This window comes from Agromyces capsici, assembly GCF_058349965.1.
The window spans coordinates 292135-309435 of sequence record NZ_JBYRET010000001.1 but is presented as its reverse complement, the minus strand read 5'-3'; the positions used below and the strand labels follow the sequence as shown (position 1 = coordinate 309435).

General features: G+C 74.0%; 21 protein-coding genes and 1 tRNA gene. 8 read left to right on the top strand and 14 right to left on the bottom strand.

Going from position 1 to position 17301, the window contains the following annotated elements; translation table 11 throughout:
* Positions 1-7 precede the first annotated feature (7 nt).
* Positions 8-904, bottom strand: a complete 897-nt coding sequence (locus tag AC3RKB_RS01545) for an SGNH/GDSL hydrolase family protein (RefSeq protein WP_491434213.1) — start codon at positions 902-904, stop codon at positions 8-10.
* A gap of 119 nt (positions 905-1023) precedes the next feature.
* On the opposite strand from AC3RKB_RS01545, the gene AC3RKB_RS01540 reads away from it, so the two are divergent.
* Positions 1024-2229, top strand: a complete 1206-nt coding sequence (locus tag AC3RKB_RS01540; RefSeq protein ID WP_491434212.1) for a flavin-containing monooxygenase — start codon at positions 1024-1026, stop codon at positions 2227-2229.
* 62 nt (positions 2230-2291) lie between these two features.
* Positions 2292-2381: transfer RNA gene (locus AC3RKB_RS01535), tRNA-Ser, on the top strand.
* Between the two features lie 51 nt (positions 2382-2432).
* On the opposite strand, the gene AC3RKB_RS01530 is transcribed toward AC3RKB_RS01535, so the two are convergent.
* The 3 genes from AC3RKB_RS01530 to AC3RKB_RS01520 all read right to left on the bottom strand — a co-directional run bounded on the left by AC3RKB_RS01530 (position 2433) and on the right by AC3RKB_RS01520 (position 4320).
* A complete protein-coding gene (locus AC3RKB_RS01530) occupies positions 2433-2777 on the bottom strand; it encodes a DUF1036 domain-containing protein (protein ID WP_491434211.1) in 345 nt (114 codons plus the stop codon).
* Between the two features lies 1 nt (position 2778).
* A complete protein-coding gene (locus AC3RKB_RS01525) occupies positions 2779-3000 on the bottom strand; it encodes a hypothetical protein (protein ID WP_491434210.1) in 222 nt (73 codons plus the stop codon).
* Positions 3001-3237: 237 nt separating this feature from the next.
* A complete protein-coding gene (locus AC3RKB_RS01520; RefSeq protein ID WP_491434209.1) occupies positions 3238-4320 on the bottom strand; it encodes a DNA polymerase IV in 1083 nt (360 codons plus the stop codon).
* Between the two features lie 95 nt (positions 4321-4415).
* Here AC3RKB_RS01520 and AC3RKB_RS01515 point away from each other — a divergent pair, with 95 nt between their 5' ends.
* Complete coding sequence (locus AC3RKB_RS01515; protein WP_336571874.1) at positions 4416-4682, top strand: GlsB/YeaQ/YmgE family stress response membrane protein; 267 nt, start codon at positions 4416-4418, stop codon at positions 4680-4682.
* 61 nt (positions 4683-4743) lie between these two features.
* Here AC3RKB_RS01515 and AC3RKB_RS01510 read toward each other — a convergent pair whose 3' ends face one another.
* Complete coding sequence (locus AC3RKB_RS01510) at positions 4744-5496, bottom strand: glutamine amidotransferase (RefSeq protein ID WP_491434208.1); 753 nt, start codon at positions 5494-5496, stop codon at positions 4744-4746.
* The gene (locus AC3RKB_RS01505; protein WP_491434207.1) at positions 5493-6140 is read right to left on the bottom strand and encodes a LysR substrate-binding domain-containing protein; all 648 of its coding nucleotides are present in this window, start codon (positions 6138-6140) and stop codon (positions 5493-5495) included. The genes AC3RKB_RS01510 and AC3RKB_RS01505 overlap by 4 nt, the downstream gene beginning before the upstream one ends.
* A 165-nt stretch (positions 6141-6305) precedes the next feature.
* Between AC3RKB_RS01505 and AC3RKB_RS01500 the strand changes: the two genes are divergently transcribed.
* A complete protein-coding gene (locus tag AC3RKB_RS01500) occupies positions 6306-6710 on the top strand; it encodes a DUF5997 family protein (protein WP_491436729.1) in 405 nt (134 codons plus the stop codon).
* Positions 6711-6725: 15 nt separating this feature from the next.
* On the opposite strand, the gene AC3RKB_RS01495 is transcribed toward AC3RKB_RS01500, so the two are convergent.
* Entirely contained in the window at positions 6726-7361 is a 636-nt protein-coding gene (locus AC3RKB_RS01495; RefSeq protein WP_491434206.1) for an alpha/beta hydrolase, read from the bottom strand.
* 42 nt (positions 7362-7403) lie between these two features.
* On the opposite strand from AC3RKB_RS01495, the gene AC3RKB_RS01490 reads away from it, so the two are divergent.
* Positions 7404-7991: an NUDIX hydrolase family protein gene (locus AC3RKB_RS01490; protein WP_491434205.1), complete on the top strand. Its 588-nt coding sequence runs from the start codon at positions 7404-7406 to the stop codon at positions 7989-7991.
* 41 nt (positions 7992-8032) lie between these two features.
* Here AC3RKB_RS01490 and AC3RKB_RS01485 read toward each other — a convergent pair whose 3' ends face one another.
* A complete protein-coding gene (locus AC3RKB_RS01485; RefSeq protein ID WP_491434204.1) occupies positions 8033-8536 on the bottom strand; it encodes a GNAT family N-acetyltransferase in 504 nt (167 codons plus the stop codon).
* Positions 8537-8684: 148 nt separating this feature from the next.
* On the opposite strand from AC3RKB_RS01485, the gene AC3RKB_RS01480 reads away from it, so the two are divergent.
* Positions 8685-10190 (top strand): S1C family serine protease, encoded by a 1506-nt coding sequence (locus AC3RKB_RS01480; RefSeq protein ID WP_491434203.1) that lies wholly within the window; start codon positions 8685-8687, stop codon positions 10188-10190.
* Positions 10191-10340: 150 nt separating this feature from the next.
* Here AC3RKB_RS01480 and AC3RKB_RS01475 read toward each other — a convergent pair whose 3' ends face one another.
* The 3 genes from AC3RKB_RS01475 to AC3RKB_RS01465 all read right to left on the bottom strand — a co-directional run bounded on the left by AC3RKB_RS01475 (position 10341) and on the right by AC3RKB_RS01465 (position 13319).
* Entirely contained in the window at positions 10341-11912 is a 1572-nt protein-coding gene (locus AC3RKB_RS01475; protein ID WP_491434202.1) for a DEAD/DEAH box helicase, read from the bottom strand.
* A gap of 235 nt (positions 11913-12147) precedes the next feature.
* Positions 12148-12729 carry a DUF1684 domain-containing protein gene (locus AC3RKB_RS01470; RefSeq protein ID WP_491436728.1) on the bottom strand — a complete coding sequence of 194 codons (582 nt, stop codon included), beginning with the start codon at positions 12727-12729 and terminating at the stop codon, positions 12148-12150.
* Between the two features lie 44 nt (positions 12730-12773).
* Entirely contained in the window at positions 12774-13319 is a 546-nt protein-coding gene (locus tag AC3RKB_RS01465; protein ID WP_491434201.1) for a hypothetical protein, read from the bottom strand.
* A gap of 88 nt (positions 13320-13407) precedes the next feature.
* Here AC3RKB_RS01465 and AC3RKB_RS01460 point away from each other — a divergent pair, with 88 nt between their 5' ends.
* Positions 13408-14673: a hypothetical protein gene (locus AC3RKB_RS01460; protein WP_491434200.1), complete on the top strand. Its 1266-nt coding sequence runs from the start codon at positions 13408-13410 to the stop codon at positions 14671-14673.
* A gap of 25 nt (positions 14674-14698) precedes the next feature.
* On the opposite strand, the gene AC3RKB_RS01455 is transcribed toward AC3RKB_RS01460, so the two are convergent.
* A complete protein-coding gene (locus AC3RKB_RS01455) occupies positions 14699-15463 on the bottom strand; it encodes an SDR family NAD(P)-dependent oxidoreductase (protein WP_491434199.1) in 765 nt (254 codons plus the stop codon).
* A 51-nt stretch (positions 15464-15514) separates the two neighbouring features.
* Here AC3RKB_RS01455 and AC3RKB_RS01450 point away from each other — a divergent pair, with 51 nt between their 5' ends.
* Positions 15515-16093, top strand: a complete 579-nt coding sequence (locus AC3RKB_RS01450; protein WP_491434198.1) for a 2-phosphosulfolactate phosphatase — start codon at positions 15515-15517, stop codon at positions 16091-16093.
* A 19-nt stretch (positions 16094-16112) separates the two neighbouring features.
* On the opposite strand, the gene AC3RKB_RS01445 is transcribed toward AC3RKB_RS01450, so the two are convergent.
* Together AC3RKB_RS01445 and AC3RKB_RS01440 are read right to left on the bottom strand one after the other, a co-directional pair.
* Entirely contained in the window at positions 16113-16727 is a 615-nt protein-coding gene (locus tag AC3RKB_RS01445) for a CGNR zinc finger domain-containing protein (protein WP_491434197.1), read from the bottom strand.
* Between the two features lie 9 nt (positions 16728-16736).
* Positions 16737-17261 (bottom strand): SprT-like domain-containing protein, encoded by a 525-nt coding sequence (locus AC3RKB_RS01440; RefSeq protein WP_491434196.1) that lies wholly within the window; start codon positions 17259-17261, stop codon positions 16737-16739.
* Positions 17262-17301: the final 40 nt, after the last annotated feature.

Here is a 17301-nt window from a genome sequence, read left to right as displayed (position 1 = left end):
CCAGAGCCTACGGCCGGCCGGCGACATCCTCCGTGACCGACTCCGGCGTCGCCGCGACGTCCGCCTCGGACACTGTCGCGACCTCCGCCTCGGTCACCGTCGCGACCGCGTTCGACGCATCCTCCGCGACATCCGGCTCGAGTGGGAACCGCTCGAGCAGTGACGCGGTGAGCGCGGGCCGGAACGCGTCGGCCCACACGCGGTAGCCGTGGTCGTTCGGGTGGAACATGTCGTTCGCGAAGTGCGTGAACATGCGCCGGAACCCGCGCAGGCGCGTCTCGCGGTGCAGGCGCACGACGGTCAGGCCGCGCTCGGCCGCGAGCCGGCGCAGGATCTCGTTCGCGACGGCGACCTTGCGCTCGTTCTGCGGGAAGTAGAAGAACGGCAGGTCGGCGACGAGGGTGTGCGTCGGCACGGCGTCGAGGATGGTGCGGAGTCCGCGCTCGAACGCGACCGGGTCCCACTTCGCGATGTCGTTCGCGCCGATCGCGACGGTCATGACGTCGGGCCGGTACTTCGCGAGCTTCGGCAGCTGGTCCTGCACGGCCAGGCCCACCGTCGCGCCTGAGACGCTCAGGTTGACGACGCGGACGGAGCGGGCGGTCGTGTCGCGGATGAGGCGCGCGAGCACGCCCACGTAGCTGTGGTCGGGCCGGCTCGCACCGATGCCCTGCGCGGCGCTGTCGCCGAGCGCGACGTAGAGGAGCTCGCCGCGCACCTTCGCGTGGTCGCGCCACCATTTCGAGTGCACGGGAAGCGTCTCGTTCAGGATCAGGCTGTTCTCGGTGAGCCGCGCGCGGAACCGCCGCCACACGGCACGCGCGGCGAGCACCAGTCCGGTGAGCAGTGCGATCGGCACGAGCGCGGAGACGACCGATTCGAGGGCGGGGCGTTCCTCGGGCATGTCCACGAGGCTACGACGCCGAGCCATCCGTCGCCCAGGGGTTGCGTGGCCCCGGATGTCGCGGCAACCGGGACCACGGACCCTTCCCCTGCACGGGGCGCCGGGAATACGCTGGCGCCATGCTCGCGGACACCGACGTGCTCGTCGTCGGGGCAGGTCAGGCCGGACTCTCGGTCAGCCACGAACTCGCGCTCGCCGGCGTCGACCACGTCGTCGTCGATCGCGAGCGTGCCGGGGCCGCATGGTACGTGCGGTGGGACAGCTTCTGCCTCGTCACGCCGAACCACACCATCCGCCTGCCGGGCGGCGAGTACGACGGCAGTGATCCCCAGGGCTACCTGCCGCGCGACGAGATCATCCTGCACCTGCGCCGGTACGCCGGGTCGATCGGTGCGCCGGTCATCGAGCATGCCGGCGTCACCGAGCTCCGCGTCGCCGACGGCGGGTTCATCGCGCAGACCGAGGGCGGGCCGGTGCGCGCGCGGCGCGTGGTCGCCTGCACCGGCGCGTTCCAGCGGGAGCGTCGCCCGGCGTTCGCCGACGAGCTGGCCGACCACATGCCGGTCATCGGCTCGACGTCGTACCGGTCGCCCGACTCGCTGCCCGACGGGCGGGTCCTCGTGATCGGCGGCGGCCAGACCGCCGGGCAGATCACGGAGGAACTGCTGCTCGCCGGCCGCGAGGTCGTGCTCTCGGCCGGGCGCGCTCCCGCAATGCCCCGGCGGGTCGCCGGACGTGACACCGTCGACTGGCTGCTCGACGCGGGCTTCTTCGACCAGACCCCCGACGACCTGCCCTCGCTCGAGGCGAGGCTCTCACCCAACCCGCTGGTGACCGGGCGACGTGGCGGCCACGACCTCAACCTCCGCACCCTCGCGCAGGCCGGCGCACAGCTCATCGGGCACGTGCGCGGCGTCGACGGCGGCCGGCTCGTCGTCGAGGACGACCTCGCGGAATCCGTGGCGACCGGCGACGAGGGATGGAACCTCATCTGCGATCTCATCGCGCAGACGGCCGCACGACTCGGCCTGCCCGAGCCAGAGCTTCCCGCCATGCCGGGCGCGAGCCTCGCCGTGGCCTCCGCGCCACGCGTCGACGACATCGACGCGGTGGTCGTCGCGTGCGGGTTCCGCCCCGACTACCGGTGGATCACGATCCCCGGCGTCGTCGACGAGATCGGGTTCCCGTTGCAGCACGAGGGGGCGAGCACTCGCGTGCCCGGCCTGTACTTCGTCGGGGTGCCGTGGCTCCGCACGCGCAAGTCGCCCCTGCTCCTCGGTGTCGGTGAGGATGCCGCGGTGGTCGCGGCGCAGCTCGTGGCGTGATCGGGTGGCCCGCGCCATCCGTCGTTTTGGCCCTCGCCGATCCGTCGTCTAAGATCGTCCTCGGTACCGTGTCCGAGCGGCCGAAGGTGCAACTCTCGAAAAGTTGTGTGCGTGAAAGCGCACCGTGGGTTCAAATCCCACCGGTACCGCCAGGTGAAACGCCCCGTTTCCGTGCGAGAGCACGGAGACGGGGCGTTTCGTCGTCAGGCCTGCAACACGATCGAGTGGTTGATGCTCGATGCCGGCACGATGAGCATCCGGAGCCCGAGGATCCGGCTGTCGGTGCTGCCGGTGCGCCAGCACCAGTCGAACGCACGGCTCGGCAGGTGGGTGGTGAACGGGCCAGCCCACTGGAGTCCGGCGTCGTTCTCGGCGTACCAGAAGTACTTGGCGCCGTTCGAGGCGCCGCCGCGGACCGTGGCGCGGCCGCCCGGGGCGATGCTCCACCAGCCCTTCTTCGCCCAGTTGTCGCCGTCGCAGCCGGGGGAGTGGTACGCCAGTGCGACGTACATCGTCGAGGCCGTGCCGTTGTGGAAGTAGAGCGCCATCTCACTGCTCCTCGATGCTGGTCGGGTTCGGCTCTCCGCCGTACCCCGCCTCCGGGAGATCGCTCTCGCGGAGGAGGCCGGGCCGGTGCGCCTCGGCCGTGGATTCGCCGCCCTGATCGGAGCGGGCGGTCGTCGGGCTCTCCTCGTCGGAGGCGGGCAGCGGCGCGAGCGCCGCGGACTCTTCGGCGCTGAGCGTGCGGACGAGTTCGGATGGATCAGTCATGCGAGACCTCGGTTCGTCGGTTCGATCGCCGACCCTGCGGGCGCGCGCGTCGTGTGCGCGGCCGTGACGGCATCGGCACGGGTGTCGCGCCTGCGTCGTCGTGGAGACCCCCCTTCGACGGCATTCGTGGCGATCCCCCGATGCGCCCCGGCCGTTCGCAGCCCCGACACCGCGGAATATAGTCCTGGTCCGGGATGGGCGTCAACGCTCGCCCGATCCGGCCGGCCCGGGACGCCCTCACCACCCGCTGCGCGTCGGCGTGTGCCCTTCGCGCGCGTCGTCCGGCATAGGCATCTCGGCGCGCAGTCCGAGGAGGCGGATGGCGCGGCCAGGCTCGATGCGGTCGGCCGCGAGTCCGAGCACCCGCTCGGTCACGTCGGCGCGGTCGGAGGTCTCGGGGATCTTCCGCTGGTACGTCTTCGTGAAGAAGGGGGCGTAGCGGACCTTGAGGGTGAGGCCGATGACAGGACGGCCCTCGGCCGCGACGTCGTCGAGCACCCGCGCGACGAGGTCCCGCAGCGCAGCCTCGACCTCGGCTGCGTCGGCGAGGTCGCGCTGGAACGTCGTCTCGCGGCTGTGCCCGCGCGCGACCCACGGCGTATCGTCGACGACGCGTGCCCCCTCGCCGCGTCCGAGCTGCCCGTACCAGGGACCCATCCGCGGCCCGAACTCGGCGGCGAGCACGGCCGGGTCGGCGGCGGCGAGCTCGGCGACGGTGGCGATGCCGAGTGTCGCGAGCCGGCGCGACACCTTGCTCCCGACGCCCCACAGCTCGATGACGGGCCGGCGGCCCATGACCTCGGGCCAGTTCGAGGCGGTGAGCCGGAACACCCCGGCCGGCTTGCCGAACCCGGTGGCGACCTTCGCGCGCACGAGCGTGTCGCCGATTCCGACGCTGCAGTGCAGCCCGGTGCGCTCGAGCACCGCCTGCTGCACCGCGCGCGCGTACGCCTCGGGGTCGTCCGTCACGACGCCGACGAACGCCTCGTCCCAGCCGAGCACCTGCACGACGGCCCCCGGCTGTGCGCGCAGCGTCGACATGACCTCCTCGGATGCCGCGGTGTAGGCCGCCGCGTCGACGGGCAGGATGATGGCCTCGGGCGCCTTCCGCGCGGCGATGCGCAGCGGCATCCCCGAACCGACCCCGAACTCGCGCGCCTCGTACGACGCGGTCGAGACCACTGCCCGCTCGGTCGGGTCGCCCCGGCCGCCCACGATCAGGGGCCGGCCGGCGAGCTCGGGGCGCCGCAGCACCTCGACCGCGGCGATGAACTGGTCGAGGTCGACATGGAGCACCCAGGGGGCCGGTGCACGGCTCACGGGCCCTGACTAGCGCGTTTCGACACGCCAGCGCAACCACTTGCCCGCATTTCGCCCGGAGAGCACAGTTGGACCACCACGGAAGGAGAACCCCCATGAGTTTCCTCGCATTCCTCCTCCTCGGCCTGATCGCCGGGGCCATCGCCAAGCTGATCCTGCCCGGCAAGCAGGGCGGCGGCTGGCTCATCACCCTCCTGCTGGGCGTCGTCGGCGCCCTGCTCGGCGGGTGGCTCGGCAGCGTGCTCTTCGGAGTCGGCCTCGAGGAGTTCTGGGACCTCAGCACCTGGCTGCTCGCCATCGGCGGCGCCATCGTCGTGCTGCTGATCTACGGTCTCATCGTCAACCGCCGTCGCACCGCCTGACCCAGGCGGTCCGAGACCGCGAAGGCCCGTCCGACACCGCGTCGGGCGGGCCTTCGCGGCGTCACGGCCCCGCGGTCGCGCGCGACTCGGCCAGTTGGACGAAGCGTCGCAGCATCCGCTGCGGTTCGGTGACGGATGCCGCGCGCACGCGCTCGCCGAGCGCGTCGAGTTCGTGCGCGGGGAAGTAGCCATGGTGCCGGTAGACCTGCGCACGCATGATGAAGTCGGCCGTCGACACCTCGGGGTGGAACTGCGTGGCGTACACGCTGCGGCCGGCGCGGTACACCTGCACGGGGCAGCCCGCCGACCGGGCCAGCAGCACGGCCTCGTCGGGCAGTCGCCCGGTGGCCTCCTTGTGGCCGACGAGGGCGTCGAAGCGGGCGGGCAGCACGCCGACGAGCGGATCGGCCCGGCCCTCCTCGGTGAGCGTGATCTCGACGGCGGCGGCCTCCTCGCCGAACCGCGTGTCGACCTCGCCGCCGAGCACGCGCGTGAGCACGCCGATGCCGTAGCAGGTGAACAGCACCGGATGGTCGGTCGCGAGGGCCTGCTCGGCCAGGCGCGCGAGGTCGCGCTCGACGCGGCGCTGCACGTCGGGCTTGTCGGCCTCGGCCGTCGTGACGTTGTACGGGCTGCCGCCGACGATCACGCCCGAGTACCGCTGCGGCGCGAGGGTGCCGAGCGGCTCGACGTCGAGGCGCAGGTGCTCGAGCCGCTCGGCGGGGAGTCCCGTGGCTCGCAGCACCGACGCGTACTCGGGGCCGACCGCGTCGACCTCCGGCCGCGCCGAGATGAACAGGAAGCCGCCGGTCATCGTCCGCGTCGCTTCCGCTTCGGCGCGGGGGACCTGCCGCGCTGCGGCCGCTTCGGCGGCGGCGTGCTCTTGGCGGCCTTCCCCGGGCGCGGTTCGGGCTCGGGCGCCGCGCCGCTGCGAGAGCTCCGCGCCGTGCGTCCGCGCACGACCCCGACGAACTCCTGGATGTCGTCGTCGTCGCGTTCGACGCGCCACACGAGTGCGATGCGCGTGGGCGCGGCATCCGTCACCGGGATCGCGACCACGTCACGACGATGGTGCAGGCGGGCGAGGCTGTGCGGCAGGACGGCCCAGCCCGTGCCGGCGGCGACGAGCTCCACGCTCATCGCCGCGTCGTCCTGCTCGGGCGCGCGGGGCTCGTGCGCGAGGTCGGCGAGCGCGAGGGCCTCGGCGTCGGCGAGGGGGTGCTCCTTCGGGAGCACGGCGACGGCGACCTCCTCCCACAGCGGGATGACGTGCAGGCCCTCGCCGTCGACCGGCAGGCGGACGAACGCGAGGTCGGCCTCACCGGAGGTGACGGCGTCGAGCTGCTGCGGCGGCTCGACGCGCTCGGCCTCGAGCGGCAGGTCGGGCCGACGCTCCGCCCAGGCGCGCAGCCACTTCGCGGGGCTGACGCCCGCGACGTATCGGAGCCGCAACGACACCTCCGCCCCCTTCCGCCGCGCCGCGCGGCCCTCTCAGGCTAGCGTCGCCGCGCGCCCGCGCGGGTGGCCGTGACGCCCCGCGGCCGCACGGCGAGGGAGGCGGACGGCGCGCGTGCCGACTACCGTGGAGGGGTGAACGACGACAAGCCCCGCCAGTCCCAGTCGATGAAGCCCGAGACGGCGGCGAAGAAGCTCGGCATCCTGCTCGAGGCCGCGCCCGACGAGTTCCAGCAGTCCGACGTGACGCGCGCCGAGCTCGCGTCGCTGCAGGCCGACCCGCCCGAGTGGCTCGCGACCCTCCGGCGCGAGGGGCCGCACCCGAAGACCGTGGTCGCGGCCAAGCTCGGGGTCTCCAACTCCGGGCTCGCGCGCGCCGGCGTCGTCGACCCGCTGACCACGGCCGAGATCAAGGCCCTGCTCGCCGACCCGCCCGCGTGGCTGGTCGAGGAGCGCGCGCGTCAGGCCGGCGTGCGCGCCGAGAAGCGCCGCGTCGCCGAGCGCGACGCCGAGCGGGCGGTGCGCCGTGCCGCCGACGAGCGCGGCGGGGGAGGCGGCGGCGCCGGCGTCTGACCCGCCCCGGCGTTCTCAGGCGGCCGCGTACTGCGCCCGCAGGAACGCCGTGACGTCGCCGAGCTCGCGGTCGGAGACCGCGTGGCCGAGGCCCTCGTAGACGCGCTGGTCGAGGTCGGAATGCGCGGGCAGCCAGTCCTGCGTGTGCGCGACGGCCGCCGACGGGATCACGTCGTCGTCGGTGCCGCGGCCCCAGAAGACGGGGAGCGCGAGTCGCGACATCCGCTCGTCGCCCTCGCGCTCGCCGGGCAGCGAGAACCCGGCGAGGCTCACCGCGAACGCGAACCGCTCGGGCGCGCGGCGCAGGAGCTCGATCGCCATGGCGCCGCCCTGCGAGAACCCGAGCAGGCCCACGGATGGCGCGTCGGGCGCCGCACGGTCGAGCCACTCGAGCACGGCCGTCGTGGCCTGCGCGGCATCGGCCGACGAGACCTGCTCGACCCGTTGCGGCAGCGGGAACCAGGCGTGACCGTAGCCCGTCTCGATCGGCGCGCGGAGCGACGCGATCGCGGGCCGCAGCGGGAGGTACGGGCTCAGGCCGAACAGGTCGCCCTCGTGCGAGTTGTAGCCGTGCAGCAGCACGAGCAGGGGCCGTCCGGCCCGGTCGGCCGGCGACGCCGACCACAGCACCGCCTCGTCGTCGATCCGCATCGGGAGATCGTACCCCGGCCCGTCGTGGGGCAGAATCGAGTCATGGCCGTGCGCACACCCGACCCGCACCCCGACTGGGAGCCCGGAGACGAGCCCGTGGTGCAGCCGCCCGCGAATCCGGGGTGGCTCACCGACCTCGAGCTCGCGGAGGTGCGCGGCCGCCTGCCGCTGCTCTACGTCGAGGCGGTGCCCGTGCGGGTCGACGGCGTCGGCCAGGTCACCGAGGTCGGCATGCTGCTGCGGGCGAACGCGGTCGGCGAGATGACCCGCACGCTCGTGTCGGGCCGCGTGATGTACGGCGAGACCATCCGCGACGCGCTGTTCCGCCACCTCGAGAAGGACCTCGGGCCGATGGCGTTCCCACTCCTCCCGGCGAGTCCGGTGCCGGTCGCGGTCGCGGAGTACTTCCCGCTGCCCGGCATCACGCCGTTCACCGACGAACGCCAGCACGCCGTCTCGCTCGCGTACGTCGTGCCCGTCACGGGCACGTGCGAGCCGCGCCAGGACGCGCTCGAGGTCACGTGGATGTCGCCCGCCGAGGCCTGCAGCGACGCGCTCTCCGCCGAGATGGAGGGCGGCCGAGGGGTGCTCCTGCGGCGTGCGCTCGCGGCGGTCGGCGCGCTGCCCTAACGCGAGGCGGCCCCGTGCCGAGCGGCCCCGGTCGGGTCGCGTCAGCGCACCATCCGGATCTCGTGGATCGTCTCGCCGAGGAACGGCTCGTCGTGCGACGCGCCGTCGGCCACGAAGCCGTTGCGCGCGTAGAAGGCCAGCGCGCGCTCGTTCGACGAGGGCACCCACAGGTAGACCGACGCGTCGCCGACGGCGGCGTCGAAGAGCTTCTGGCCGATGCCCTTGCCGTGGTGCGCGTCGAGCATGTGGATGAAGAACAGCTCGCGCTCGCGCGGCGCATCGTCGTCGCGGGCGGGCCCGGCTCCGGCGAAGCCGACGATCTCGCCCTCGACGAGCGCGGCGACGTGCGTGAAGTCGTCGCCCTGGCCCATCCAGTGGGTCCAGAGCTCAGCCATGCGGCGCGGTGAGAGGTTCGCGAGGGTCGCGGCGCTCACGAGCGTGTCGTAGTCCTCGTGCCAGCACTGCGCGTGCACGCGACCGAGCGCCTCCGCGTCGGAGTCGCGGACGGGACGGATGACGACATCGGCAACGACCTCGGTGCTCATGTGGTCAGGCTAACCCGGGCCCCCACCCGGGGCGAAATCGGCGACCGGCGTCTCAGTGCTCTCCCGGTCCCGGGTTCAGGGATGCCGTCGCCAACATGAGGGTCTCCACGGTCCCGCGACCGTGGCCCCGCTCCATACCGTCGGAGGCATGACTTCGAACACCACCAGGATCAGTGCTGCCGTCGCCGCGACGGCCGTCGTCGCCGGCCTCGCCGGCTGCGTCCCCACCGCGTCCGGACCGACGCCCGTCGGCTTCGACGGCGTCCAGTCCGCCACCATCCAGCTCGAGGCCGTCGGCACGTTCGTCTCGCCCGAGGAGGGCGGCTACGAGGCCGCCGGCCGCGGGTCGGGCTTCATCATCACCCCCGACGGGCTCGCGGTGACCAACAACCACGTCGTCACCGGCGCCGGCACCATCAAGGTGTGGCGCGGCGGCGACACCACGAAGGAGCTCAGCGCCAAGGTGCTCGGCAGCTCCGAGTGCCTCGACCTCGCGGTCGTGCAGCTCGAGGGCGACGGTTACCCGTTCCTCGACTGGCGCAAGGGCGAGATCGAGACCGCGCTCGACGTGTACGCCGCGGGTTTCCCGCTCGGCGACCCGACGTTCACCGAGACCAAGGGCATCGTCTCGAAGGCGATCACGAGCGGCGAGACGCCGTGGGCCTCCATCGACGGGGTCATCGAGCACGATGCGCGCATCCGCGGCGGCAACTCGGGCGGGCCGCTCATCGACGCCCAGGGCGCCCTCGTCGGCGTCAACTACGCCGGCAACGACGCGCTCGACTACAACTACGCCATCCACCGCGACGAGGTGCTCGAGGTCATCAGCGACCTCGTCGACGGCACCGACGTGCTGAGCCTCGGCATCAACGGCGAGGCGCTCGTCGGCGAGGACGGCACCGGCCTCGGCATCTGGGTGAACTCGGTCAAGTCGGGGTCGGCCGCCGACGAGGCGGGCGTCGAGCCGGGCGACCTGCTCACGCGCATGGAGGGCGTTTCGCTCGGCGCCGAGGGCACCATGACGGAGTACTGCGACGTGCTGCGCACGCACGGCCAGGACGCGACGCTCTCGGTCGAGCTCTACCGCCCCGCCGACGGCCTGAGCTACCGCGGACAGTTCAACGGCGAGGCGATCACCGCCGTGCCCGTCGTGGCCGGCACCGGCACCGAGGATCCGGCCTCCGGCGAATTCGTGTCGGTGACCGATGACTCCGGCGTCATCGGCGTCGAGGTGCCCGCGACGTGGACCGACGTCGACGGCGCGGCCGTCACCGACGCGAACGGCACGACGTGGGAGTCCGTCTCCGCGGCGCCCGACCTCGCCGGCTACACCGGCTCATGGGGCACGCCGGGCATGACCGTCTACGCGTCGCAGGCAGCGGCGGGCATGTCGCCGGATGACGCGGCGAACCTGCTCACGACCGGGCTCGCCGAGCAGGGCTGCACCTCGACCGGGCGTCAGCCGTACGACGACGGCCTGCACACCGGCGTCTGGGAGATCTTCACCGGATGCGGCGGCAGCGCGACGTTCGTGGTCGTCGGCGCGAACGACATCACCGGCTCCTACACCGTGGTCGTCGCCGCACAGGCCATCGGCGACGCCGACCTCGAGGCGGCCGACCGCGTGCTCGGCACCTTCTACGCCGCGTACTGATCGATCGACGCGGACGGCCCCGCACCCATCCCGGGTGCGGGGCCGTTCGTCATGCGGTGCGGCGCGCACCGCACATGCATCGAGTGGGCGATCTTGGCGCGATTCGGGCGGACGCGCGCGCCAAGATCGCCCACTCGGGAACTGCGGGGGTCAGCCCTGCGCGCGGCGGTTGGTGCGCGAGTTCCGGTTCGGCGAGACGAGGCTGCCGACGCGCAGCGGCGACTTCTGGCCGCCCTGGCGGGCGGAGGCCCCGCGCTGCGCGCCCGAGGTCTGCGCCCCGCGCGACTGCCCGCCGCCCTGCTTGGGCGCGTTCGCCTTCGCCTCGGACGGACGGCCCGAGCGATCCCGGCGCGGCGTCGACGGAGCGACATCCGACTGCCCGCCGCGACCACGGCCACGGCTGCGACGGCCCTGGCCGGGCTCGGAGGCCGTGCCGGCGCCGGCACCCGCCGCCTCGCGCGCGGCGCGCTTGCGCTGCGCGTTCGCGCCCTGCGAGCGGCCGCCGCCCTGCTGCGGCGCGGCCGCGCGGGGCAGGGGCTTCACGTACGGTGCGACCTCGCCGACGAGCGTGGCCACGGCCGGCGACGTCGCCGTCACCTGCTGCGGCACGACCCGGATGTCGGCCTTGCGCAAGAGCGTCTTCAGGTCCTGCTTCTGTGCGGGCAGGCAGATCGTGACGACGTCGCCCTCGCTGCCGGCGCGGGCGGTGCGGCCCGAACGGTGCAGGTACGCCTTGTGCTCCATGGGCGGGTCGACGTGGATGACGAGCTCGATGTCGTCGACGTGCACGCCGCGCGCCGCGACATCCGTGGCCACCATGACCTTGACCGAGCCGTCGCCGAACGCGGCGAGGTTGCGGTCGCGCTGCGGCTGCGACAGGTTGCCGTGCAGGTCGACCGCGGGGATGCCCTGCTCGGTGAGCTTCTTGGCGAGCTTCTTGGCGTGGTGCTTGGTGCGCATGAAGAGGATGCGGCGGCCCGTGCCCGAGGCGAGGGTCTTCACGAGCTCGTTCTTGGCGTCGACGTCGTCGATCTCGAAGACGTGGTGGGTCATCTGCGCAACGGGCGAGTTCGCCTCGTCGACCGAGTGCAGCACCTCGTTCTGCAGGTAGCGCCTCACCAGCTTGTCCACGCCGTTGTCGAGCGTCGCCGAGAACAGCAGGCGCTGCCCGCCCTGGGGGGTCTTGTCCATGATGCGGGTCACGACCGGCAGGAAGCCGAGGTCGGCCATGTGGTCGGCCTCGTCGAGCACGGTGATCTCGATCGCGTCGAGGTGCAGGAAGCCCTGCTTCATGAGGTCCTCGAGGCGGCCGGGGGTGGCCACGACGATGTCGACGCCGGCGCGGAGCGCGGCGACCTGCCGGGTCTGGTTGATACCGCCGAAGATCGTGGTGACCGTCAGGTCGTAGGCGGCCGCGAGCGGCTCGATCGTCCGGGTGATCTGGGTCGCGAGCTCGCGCGTCGGGGCGAGCACGAGGCCGAGCGGGCGACCCGCGCGGCGGCGGCCGCCGGCGAGCGACGTGCCGAGGCGCGCCACCATGGGCAGCGCGAACGCGATGGTCTTGCCCGAGCCGGTCTTGCCGCGGCCGAGCACGTCGCGCCCGGCGAGCGTGTCGGGCAGCGTGTCGGCCTGGATCGGGAAGGGAGTGGTCTTGCCGTCGGCCGCGAGGGCGGCGACGAGGGGTGCGGGCACGCCGAGCGCGCCGAAGGTGAGATCGGTCAAGGGGTGGAATCCGTTTCGGGACGGCACCCATGCGCGGATCGAGCGGCCGCGCGGCGGCGACTCGAGACCCGGCGATGGGCGGAGGATGGCGAAGACGCCGGTCGGCGAATCCGTTCGCCGTATGAAGTCGACGGGCGCGTGGCCCGGAAGCGTGTCTACGACGCAGGCGGCGCGATCGTCGCGCTCGCCGGGGTCCACCATAGCGGATGACGCTGCGCGGGTGCTGTGCGGCGGTTCAGCGAGGCATCCGCTCGCCCACCGGGATCTCGTCGCGCACGGTGTTGCCGGCCGGTGCGAGCGGGCACGACCACGACGGGTCGTAGACGCACGACGGGTTGTAGGCGAAGTTGAAGTCGACGACCAGCGAGTCGTCGTCGGCGCCCGAGCCGAGGTCGGCGCCCTTGACGGTGTCGAGCAGGTAGCGGCCGCCGCCGTAGGTGCCGCCGGGCTGGCCCGCGAGGCCGTCCTTGATCGGCAGGAACAGCCCGCCGCCGTACGTGCGCAGCCGCCACACGTCGAGGGTGCCGAGGTAGGGGATCCGCACGGTGCCGACGAGCGAGAACGGGATCGGCCCGTCGCTCGAGTCGTCGACCAGCATCCGGGCCGGCTCCTCGGGGCGGCGCACCTCGAGCTCGAACCGCCAGTCGGGGTCGTAGCGCGAGACCGTCAGGCCCGTGAACCGGGCGCGGTCGTCGGGCAGCAGCGGTGACTGCGGATGCCCGGCGAACAGCTCGTCGCGACCCGACTTCCACAGCTCGTGCCCCTCGGCGGGATCGTGCACGCTGAGGTGCCGGACGCCCGCGTAGAGGCCGAACATCCGGCGGCGCCAGTCCTGCAGCTGCAGCGCGCCGAGGGTGGCGCTCACGCGCCGGCCCTCGCGGCGGAGGCCCTCGCGGTGCCGGCCCGTTCCGCGTCGGCGGTGCCGGGCGGGTCGTACGCCCAGGTCGGTGCGAGCTGCCTGAGCCGGAGGCCGCGCCACTGCCAGAACGCCCAGGTCGGGTACCACAGCGCCACGTCGAGCGCGGGGCCCGCGCTCGCGATCAGGCGGTCGCGGTAGAGGGTGCGCCCGTCGGGCAGCGGCGAGACCGCCATCCGGTGGTCCCAGTGGCGGAACGCCGAGAGCGGGCCGGTGATCGCGCCGCCGCCGTCGCGCAGCATGCGCACGCCCGGCGGCAGGCCGCCGGGGTACGAGACGTCGACGACCTCGTCGCCGGCGGGCGTGATCCCGAAGGCGAGCGCGCGCAACCGGTGCGGGCCCTCCGGCCACGTGGCGGGGAAGCCGTCGGCCTCGAGCGACTCGAAGTCGAGCCACGGGGCGACGACCTCGCGCAGCACGGCTGGGCTGCGGATGGCGCGCCACGCGGCATCCGCATCGCAATCCAGGGTCAGCTTCAGCAGCACCCGCATGGATCGACCCTAGGGGCGCGGCACGCGTGGGCAAAGCGCCTCGCCGGACTCGATGCCACGACGCAGGCGTTGGGGCTAGGCTCGCGCCATGCCCGACGGTCTGGAGTGGCTGCCCTCGCTCGTCGTGTTCGGCACGACGGCGGTGGCGCTCGTCCTGGGCGTGGTCGGCGTCCGTCGACTCGGCGTGCGCCGGGAGGCCCGCGACGACGACGCGGCACACGCGCTGCAGACCTCCGCGAAGGCGCGGCTCGTCCACGCCGACGAGGCCGTGCGCGACGCCGAGCTCGAGGTGCGCTACGTCGAGGCGCAGTTCGGCGCCGCGGCCGCGCGCGAGCTCGCGGCGACGGTCGACCAGGCGAAGGGATGGCTCCGCGAGGCGTTCCTGCTGCAGCAGCGGCTCGACGACGCCGAGCCCGTCACCGCGGCGGAGCGCCGGAGCCGGAGCTCGCGCATCGGGTCGCTGTGCGACTCGGTCGAGCGGGCGCTCGCCGAGGCCGCCGCGGGAGTCGCGGGCCGACGCGCGGTCGAGCGGGGCGCCGCCGCCGACGCGCCCGCCCAGCGCGAGCGCGCCGCCCGGCTCGCAGTGCGTCGAGCGGATGCCACGGCGAGCCTCGAACGCCTCGGCACGAGGTTCTCGCCGGCGGCGCTCGCCAGTGCGTCCGGGGCACTCACGCGGGCCGATCGCGACCTCGCCGCCGCCGACGCGGCGCTCGACGAGGCCGATGCGCGGCTGGCGGACGGCGCCGGCCGCCCGGTGGCCGACGTGCTCGGCCGCGCCGCGGACGCGCTCGATCGCGCGGAGGCCGAGCTCTCGTCGGTCGAGCACGTCGAGTTCGACCTCGCGGCCGCCGCGCACGAGGCGGCGTCCGAGGCGGCCGCCCTCGACGGCGAGCTCGTCGACGCGCGGCGCGAGCGCGACGACGCGACCGACCCCGACGCGGGCTCGGCGCTCGCCGTCGTGATCGGCGAGCTGTCGCCGTTGCTCGTGGGCCGCGAGGATCGCGCCGACGACCCGTTCGCCGAGCGCGACCGGCTGCGCGCCGGGCGCGACCGGCTCCAGGTCGCCCGTGCGACGACCCGGCGGGCCGTGGAGCGCCTCGACGGCGCGCGGGGCGCGCTGCCCGGCGCGATCGCCATCGCCGAGAGCCAGATCGGGGTGGCGCACTCCGCGATCGAGCGGGCGCGCGCCTTCGTGGGGGCCGACGCGCGGACCCGCCTGGCCGAGGCCGAGCGGCAGCTCGGCATCGCCCGCCGCGAGCCCGACCCGGTCGCCGCGCTCGACGCGGCGCGTCGTGCGGCGGCGCGGGCGAGCGACGCCGAGGCGCTCGCGCACTACGCGGCGCTGCACCGCTGAGGCGGCGCCGCGCGACTCGCCCCGGCTACTTGCCGCCGGCGACCCGGATGTCGGCGCCCGAGGTGTACGACGCGTCGGGCGAGAGCAGCCAGGCCACGGCGCCCGCGACCTCGTGCGGCCGGCCCGCACGGCGCATCGGGATGCCGGCCGCGCGCTCCTCCGGTGCGTTCGGGCGCCCGGCGGTGGCGTGGATCTCGGTGTGCGTCGTGCCGGGCGAGACCGTGTTGACCCGCACGCCGACCGGCCCGAACTCCTTGGCCAGCCCCACGGTCATGATGTTCACCGCCGCCTTGCTCGCCGCGTAGGGGATGTACGTCTCGGGTGCGCCGTGCGTGGCCGCGCCCGAGGAGATGTTCACGATCGACCCGCCCGCGCCGCCGAGGTCGGTCGCCATGTGCGCGATCGCCGAGCGGCAGAGCACCATCGGTGCGAGCACGTTCACGCGGAACACGAGGTCGGACTCCTCGATCGAGCCCTCGAGGAACGGACCGATGCGCCCCGTGATGCCCGCGTTGTTCACGAGTCCGGTGACCCGCCCGAAGCGCCGGACCGCCTCGGGCACGACCTCGGCGGCCGCGTCGAGGTCGGCGAGGTCGACCTGCAGCAGCTCGACGCGTGCGCCCGCGGCGCGGCATCCGTCGGCCACCCGCTCGGCCTCCTCGGCGCGCTCGCGAAAGGTCAGCAGCAGGTCGTGGCCATCGGCGGCGAGACGCTCGGCGATCGCGGCGCCGATGCCGCGGCCGCCGCCGGTGATGATCGTCACGGGCCGTGGGTCGACATTCGTGGTCATGCGACCACCCTACGAGTGCCCCGCACCGCCGCGATCGCGTAGCCTGTCGCGGTGAGCGAGTGGACCCCCGCCGCCGATCCAGCGGCGCAGGCGAAGTACCAGGTGCGATTCGACCAGGGCGTCGAGGGCGCCGCACGCATCGGCGCCGTCGCCGACGTGCTCGTCTGGGTCGACCAGGTGGTGGATGCCGCGACCTCCACGTCGAGCGCGACCGCGTCCGTCCCCGCCGAGGCGCTCGAGGCGGCACCCGGGGCCGCCGTGGTCGTCGCCGGCCTGCACGACGCGGCTGCCGTGGCCGCGTGGATCCTCGCGGAGCAGGAGCGGCTCGGGCGGCGCGCCTACCTCGCGATCGTGGCCGCCGGGCGCGCCGACGGCGGGTTCGCCGCCGACGACGTGCTCGCCGCGGGCGCGGTCGTCGACGCGCTCACCGAGCTCGGCATCGACGACACCTCACCCGAGGCGGCGGTCGCGTCGTTCGCGTTCACCGGCCTGCGCCGTGCCGTGGCGCACCTTGCCACCGCCTCGGTGTCGGGTCGTTCGGCGATCGCGGCGGGCGTCGACCCCGCGGTGCTGCGCCGGGGTGCGACGCGCGACCCCGCCGCGGCGGTGCGCGTCGTCCGCGGGAGCTGAGCGCCCGCCTCGTTGGCGATCAGGCCGCGCTGAGCGCGACCTTGCCGGACTTGCGGGCGCGGTGCGCGCGGACCTTGGCCCGGTTGCCGCAGCGCTGCATGGAACACCACCGCCGGCTCGCGGCGCGCGAGGTGTCGAGGTAGACGATCCCGCAGTCGCCCGCGCAGACGCGCACGCGACCCTCATTGGCGGGTCCGAAGCAGTCGACGGCGTCGCGGGCGATCGTCGAGAGCGCCTGGCCCACGGTCTGCACCGACCGGCCGGCCTGCCGGGACCCGCCCGCGAGCGTCGGCGGGACGTCGGGCGTGGCGGCGTACAGGTTCACGAGGTCGATGTCGGCGGCGCGCAGCGCCTCGCCGCGCCCCGACGCGAGCGCGAGCCGGCCGATGGCGTCGCGCAGTGCGACCGCGTCGAAGAGGTCGCGCGAGCGGGCGGCGCTCACGGCCATGGGGAAGCGCTCCCGCATCCACGCCGTCAGGTCGTCGGGCGCGTGCAGGCGCTCGGGCGCGACCGCCACCGGGATGGCGCCGGTGTACGCGAAGTCGAGCGCGAACGAACCGGAGTCGAACCACCACCGGCCGCTGTCATCGGTGAACCACTGGCCGACGGGGATCGAGACGGTCGAGACGGGCACCGTATGAACCTACCGGCTCTCCGCACCGGGTGACGCCGGGTCGGCGGCGGCGCTCGCGGCGGCGCGGCGCATCGCGCCGGTGATCTCGCGACGGTGCCACACGATGAGGTTGGAGCGGTCGAAGCCGCGCCGGCAGAGCCCGCAGCTGAGCGCCCGGATGGGTGCGCGGTAGCGGAAGTGCTCGTGCCCGGCGGGGCAGCGGCCGACCCAGGGTGCGAGCTCGTCGGCGACGGCGCCGTCGTGCGTGCGGCGGCCGATGTAGCCGATCTCGGCCGCGATGCGCGCCCATTTCGGGCCGTGCCCGGCGCGGGGACCCGCCATGGCGTGCGCGACCTCGTGCAGCAGGATCTGGTGGATCTCGTCGTCCTCGTAGCGGAGGGCGAGGTACCGGGAGACCGAGATGCGCTTCGCGGTGTAGTTGCAGAGCCCCGCGCGCTTCTTGGCGTTGTCGAAGCCGAACGACCAGACGGACGCGTCGAGGTGCAGGACGATGAGCGCCTCAGCCCAGATCCGAACCCGTTCGAGTTCCGCCATGGGTCGAGGATATCCCCGCCCGCACCCCGTGGCACCGGTT

Coding starts and splice junctions, on each gene's coding strand:
- AC3RKB_RS01530 (WP_491434211.1), bottom strand. CDS start 2,777: ATGGCGCTCTACTTCCACAACGGCACGGCCTCGACGATGTACGTCGCA.
- AC3RKB_RS01470 (WP_491436728.1), bottom strand. CDS start 12,729: ATGTTCGGCCTCTACGCGGGCGTCCGGCACCTCAGCGTGCACGATCCC.
- AC3RKB_RS01495 (WP_491434206.1), bottom strand. CDS start 7,361: ATGCGGATCGACGACGAGGCGGTGCTGTGGTCGGCGTCGCCGGCCGAC.
- AC3RKB_RS01510 (WP_491434208.1), bottom strand. CDS start 5,496: ATGACCGGCGGCTTCCTGTTCATCTCGGCGCGGCCGGAGGTCGACGCG.
- AC3RKB_RS01515 (WP_336571874.1), top strand. CDS start 4,416: ATGAGTTTCCTCGCATTCCTCCTCCTCGGCCTGATCGCCGGGGCCATC.
- AC3RKB_RS01460 (WP_491434200.1), top strand. CDS start 13,408: ATGCCCGACGGTCTGGAGTGGCTGCCCTCGCTCGTCGTGTTCGGCACG.
- AC3RKB_RS01455 (WP_491434199.1), bottom strand. CDS start 15,463: ATGACCACGAATGTCGACCCACGGCCCGTGACGATCATCACCGGCGGC.
- AC3RKB_RS01540 (WP_491434212.1), top strand. CDS start 1,024: ATGCTCGCGGACACCGACGTGCTCGTCGTCGGGGCAGGTCAGGCCGGA.
- AC3RKB_RS01485 (WP_491434204.1), bottom strand. CDS start 8,536: ATGAGCACCGAGGTCGTTGCCGATGTCGTCATCCGTCCCGTCCGCGAC.
- AC3RKB_RS01465 (WP_491434201.1), bottom strand. CDS start 13,319: ATGCGGGTGCTGCTGAAGCTGACCCTGGATTGCGATGCGGATGCCGCG.
- AC3RKB_RS01480 (WP_491434203.1), top strand. CDS start 8,685: ATGACTTCGAACACCACCAGGATCAGTGCTGCCGTCGCCGCGACGGCC.
- AC3RKB_RS01525 (WP_491434210.1), bottom strand. CDS start 3,000: ATGACTGATCCATCCGAACTCGTCCGCACGCTCAGCGCCGAAGAGTCC.
- AC3RKB_RS01490 (WP_491434205.1), top strand. CDS start 7,404: ATGGCCGTGCGCACACCCGACCCGCACCCCGACTGGGAGCCCGGAGAC.
- AC3RKB_RS01545 (WP_491434213.1), bottom strand. CDS start 904: ATGCCCGAGGAACGCCCCGCCCTCGAATCGGTCGTCTCCGCGCTCGTG.
- AC3RKB_RS01500 (WP_491436729.1), top strand. CDS start 6,306: ATGAAGCCCGAGACGGCGGCGAAGAAGCTCGGCATCCTGCTCGAGGCC.
- AC3RKB_RS01440 (WP_491434196.1), bottom strand. CDS start 17,261: ATGGCGGAACTCGAACGGGTTCGGATCTGGGCTGAGGCGCTCATCGTC.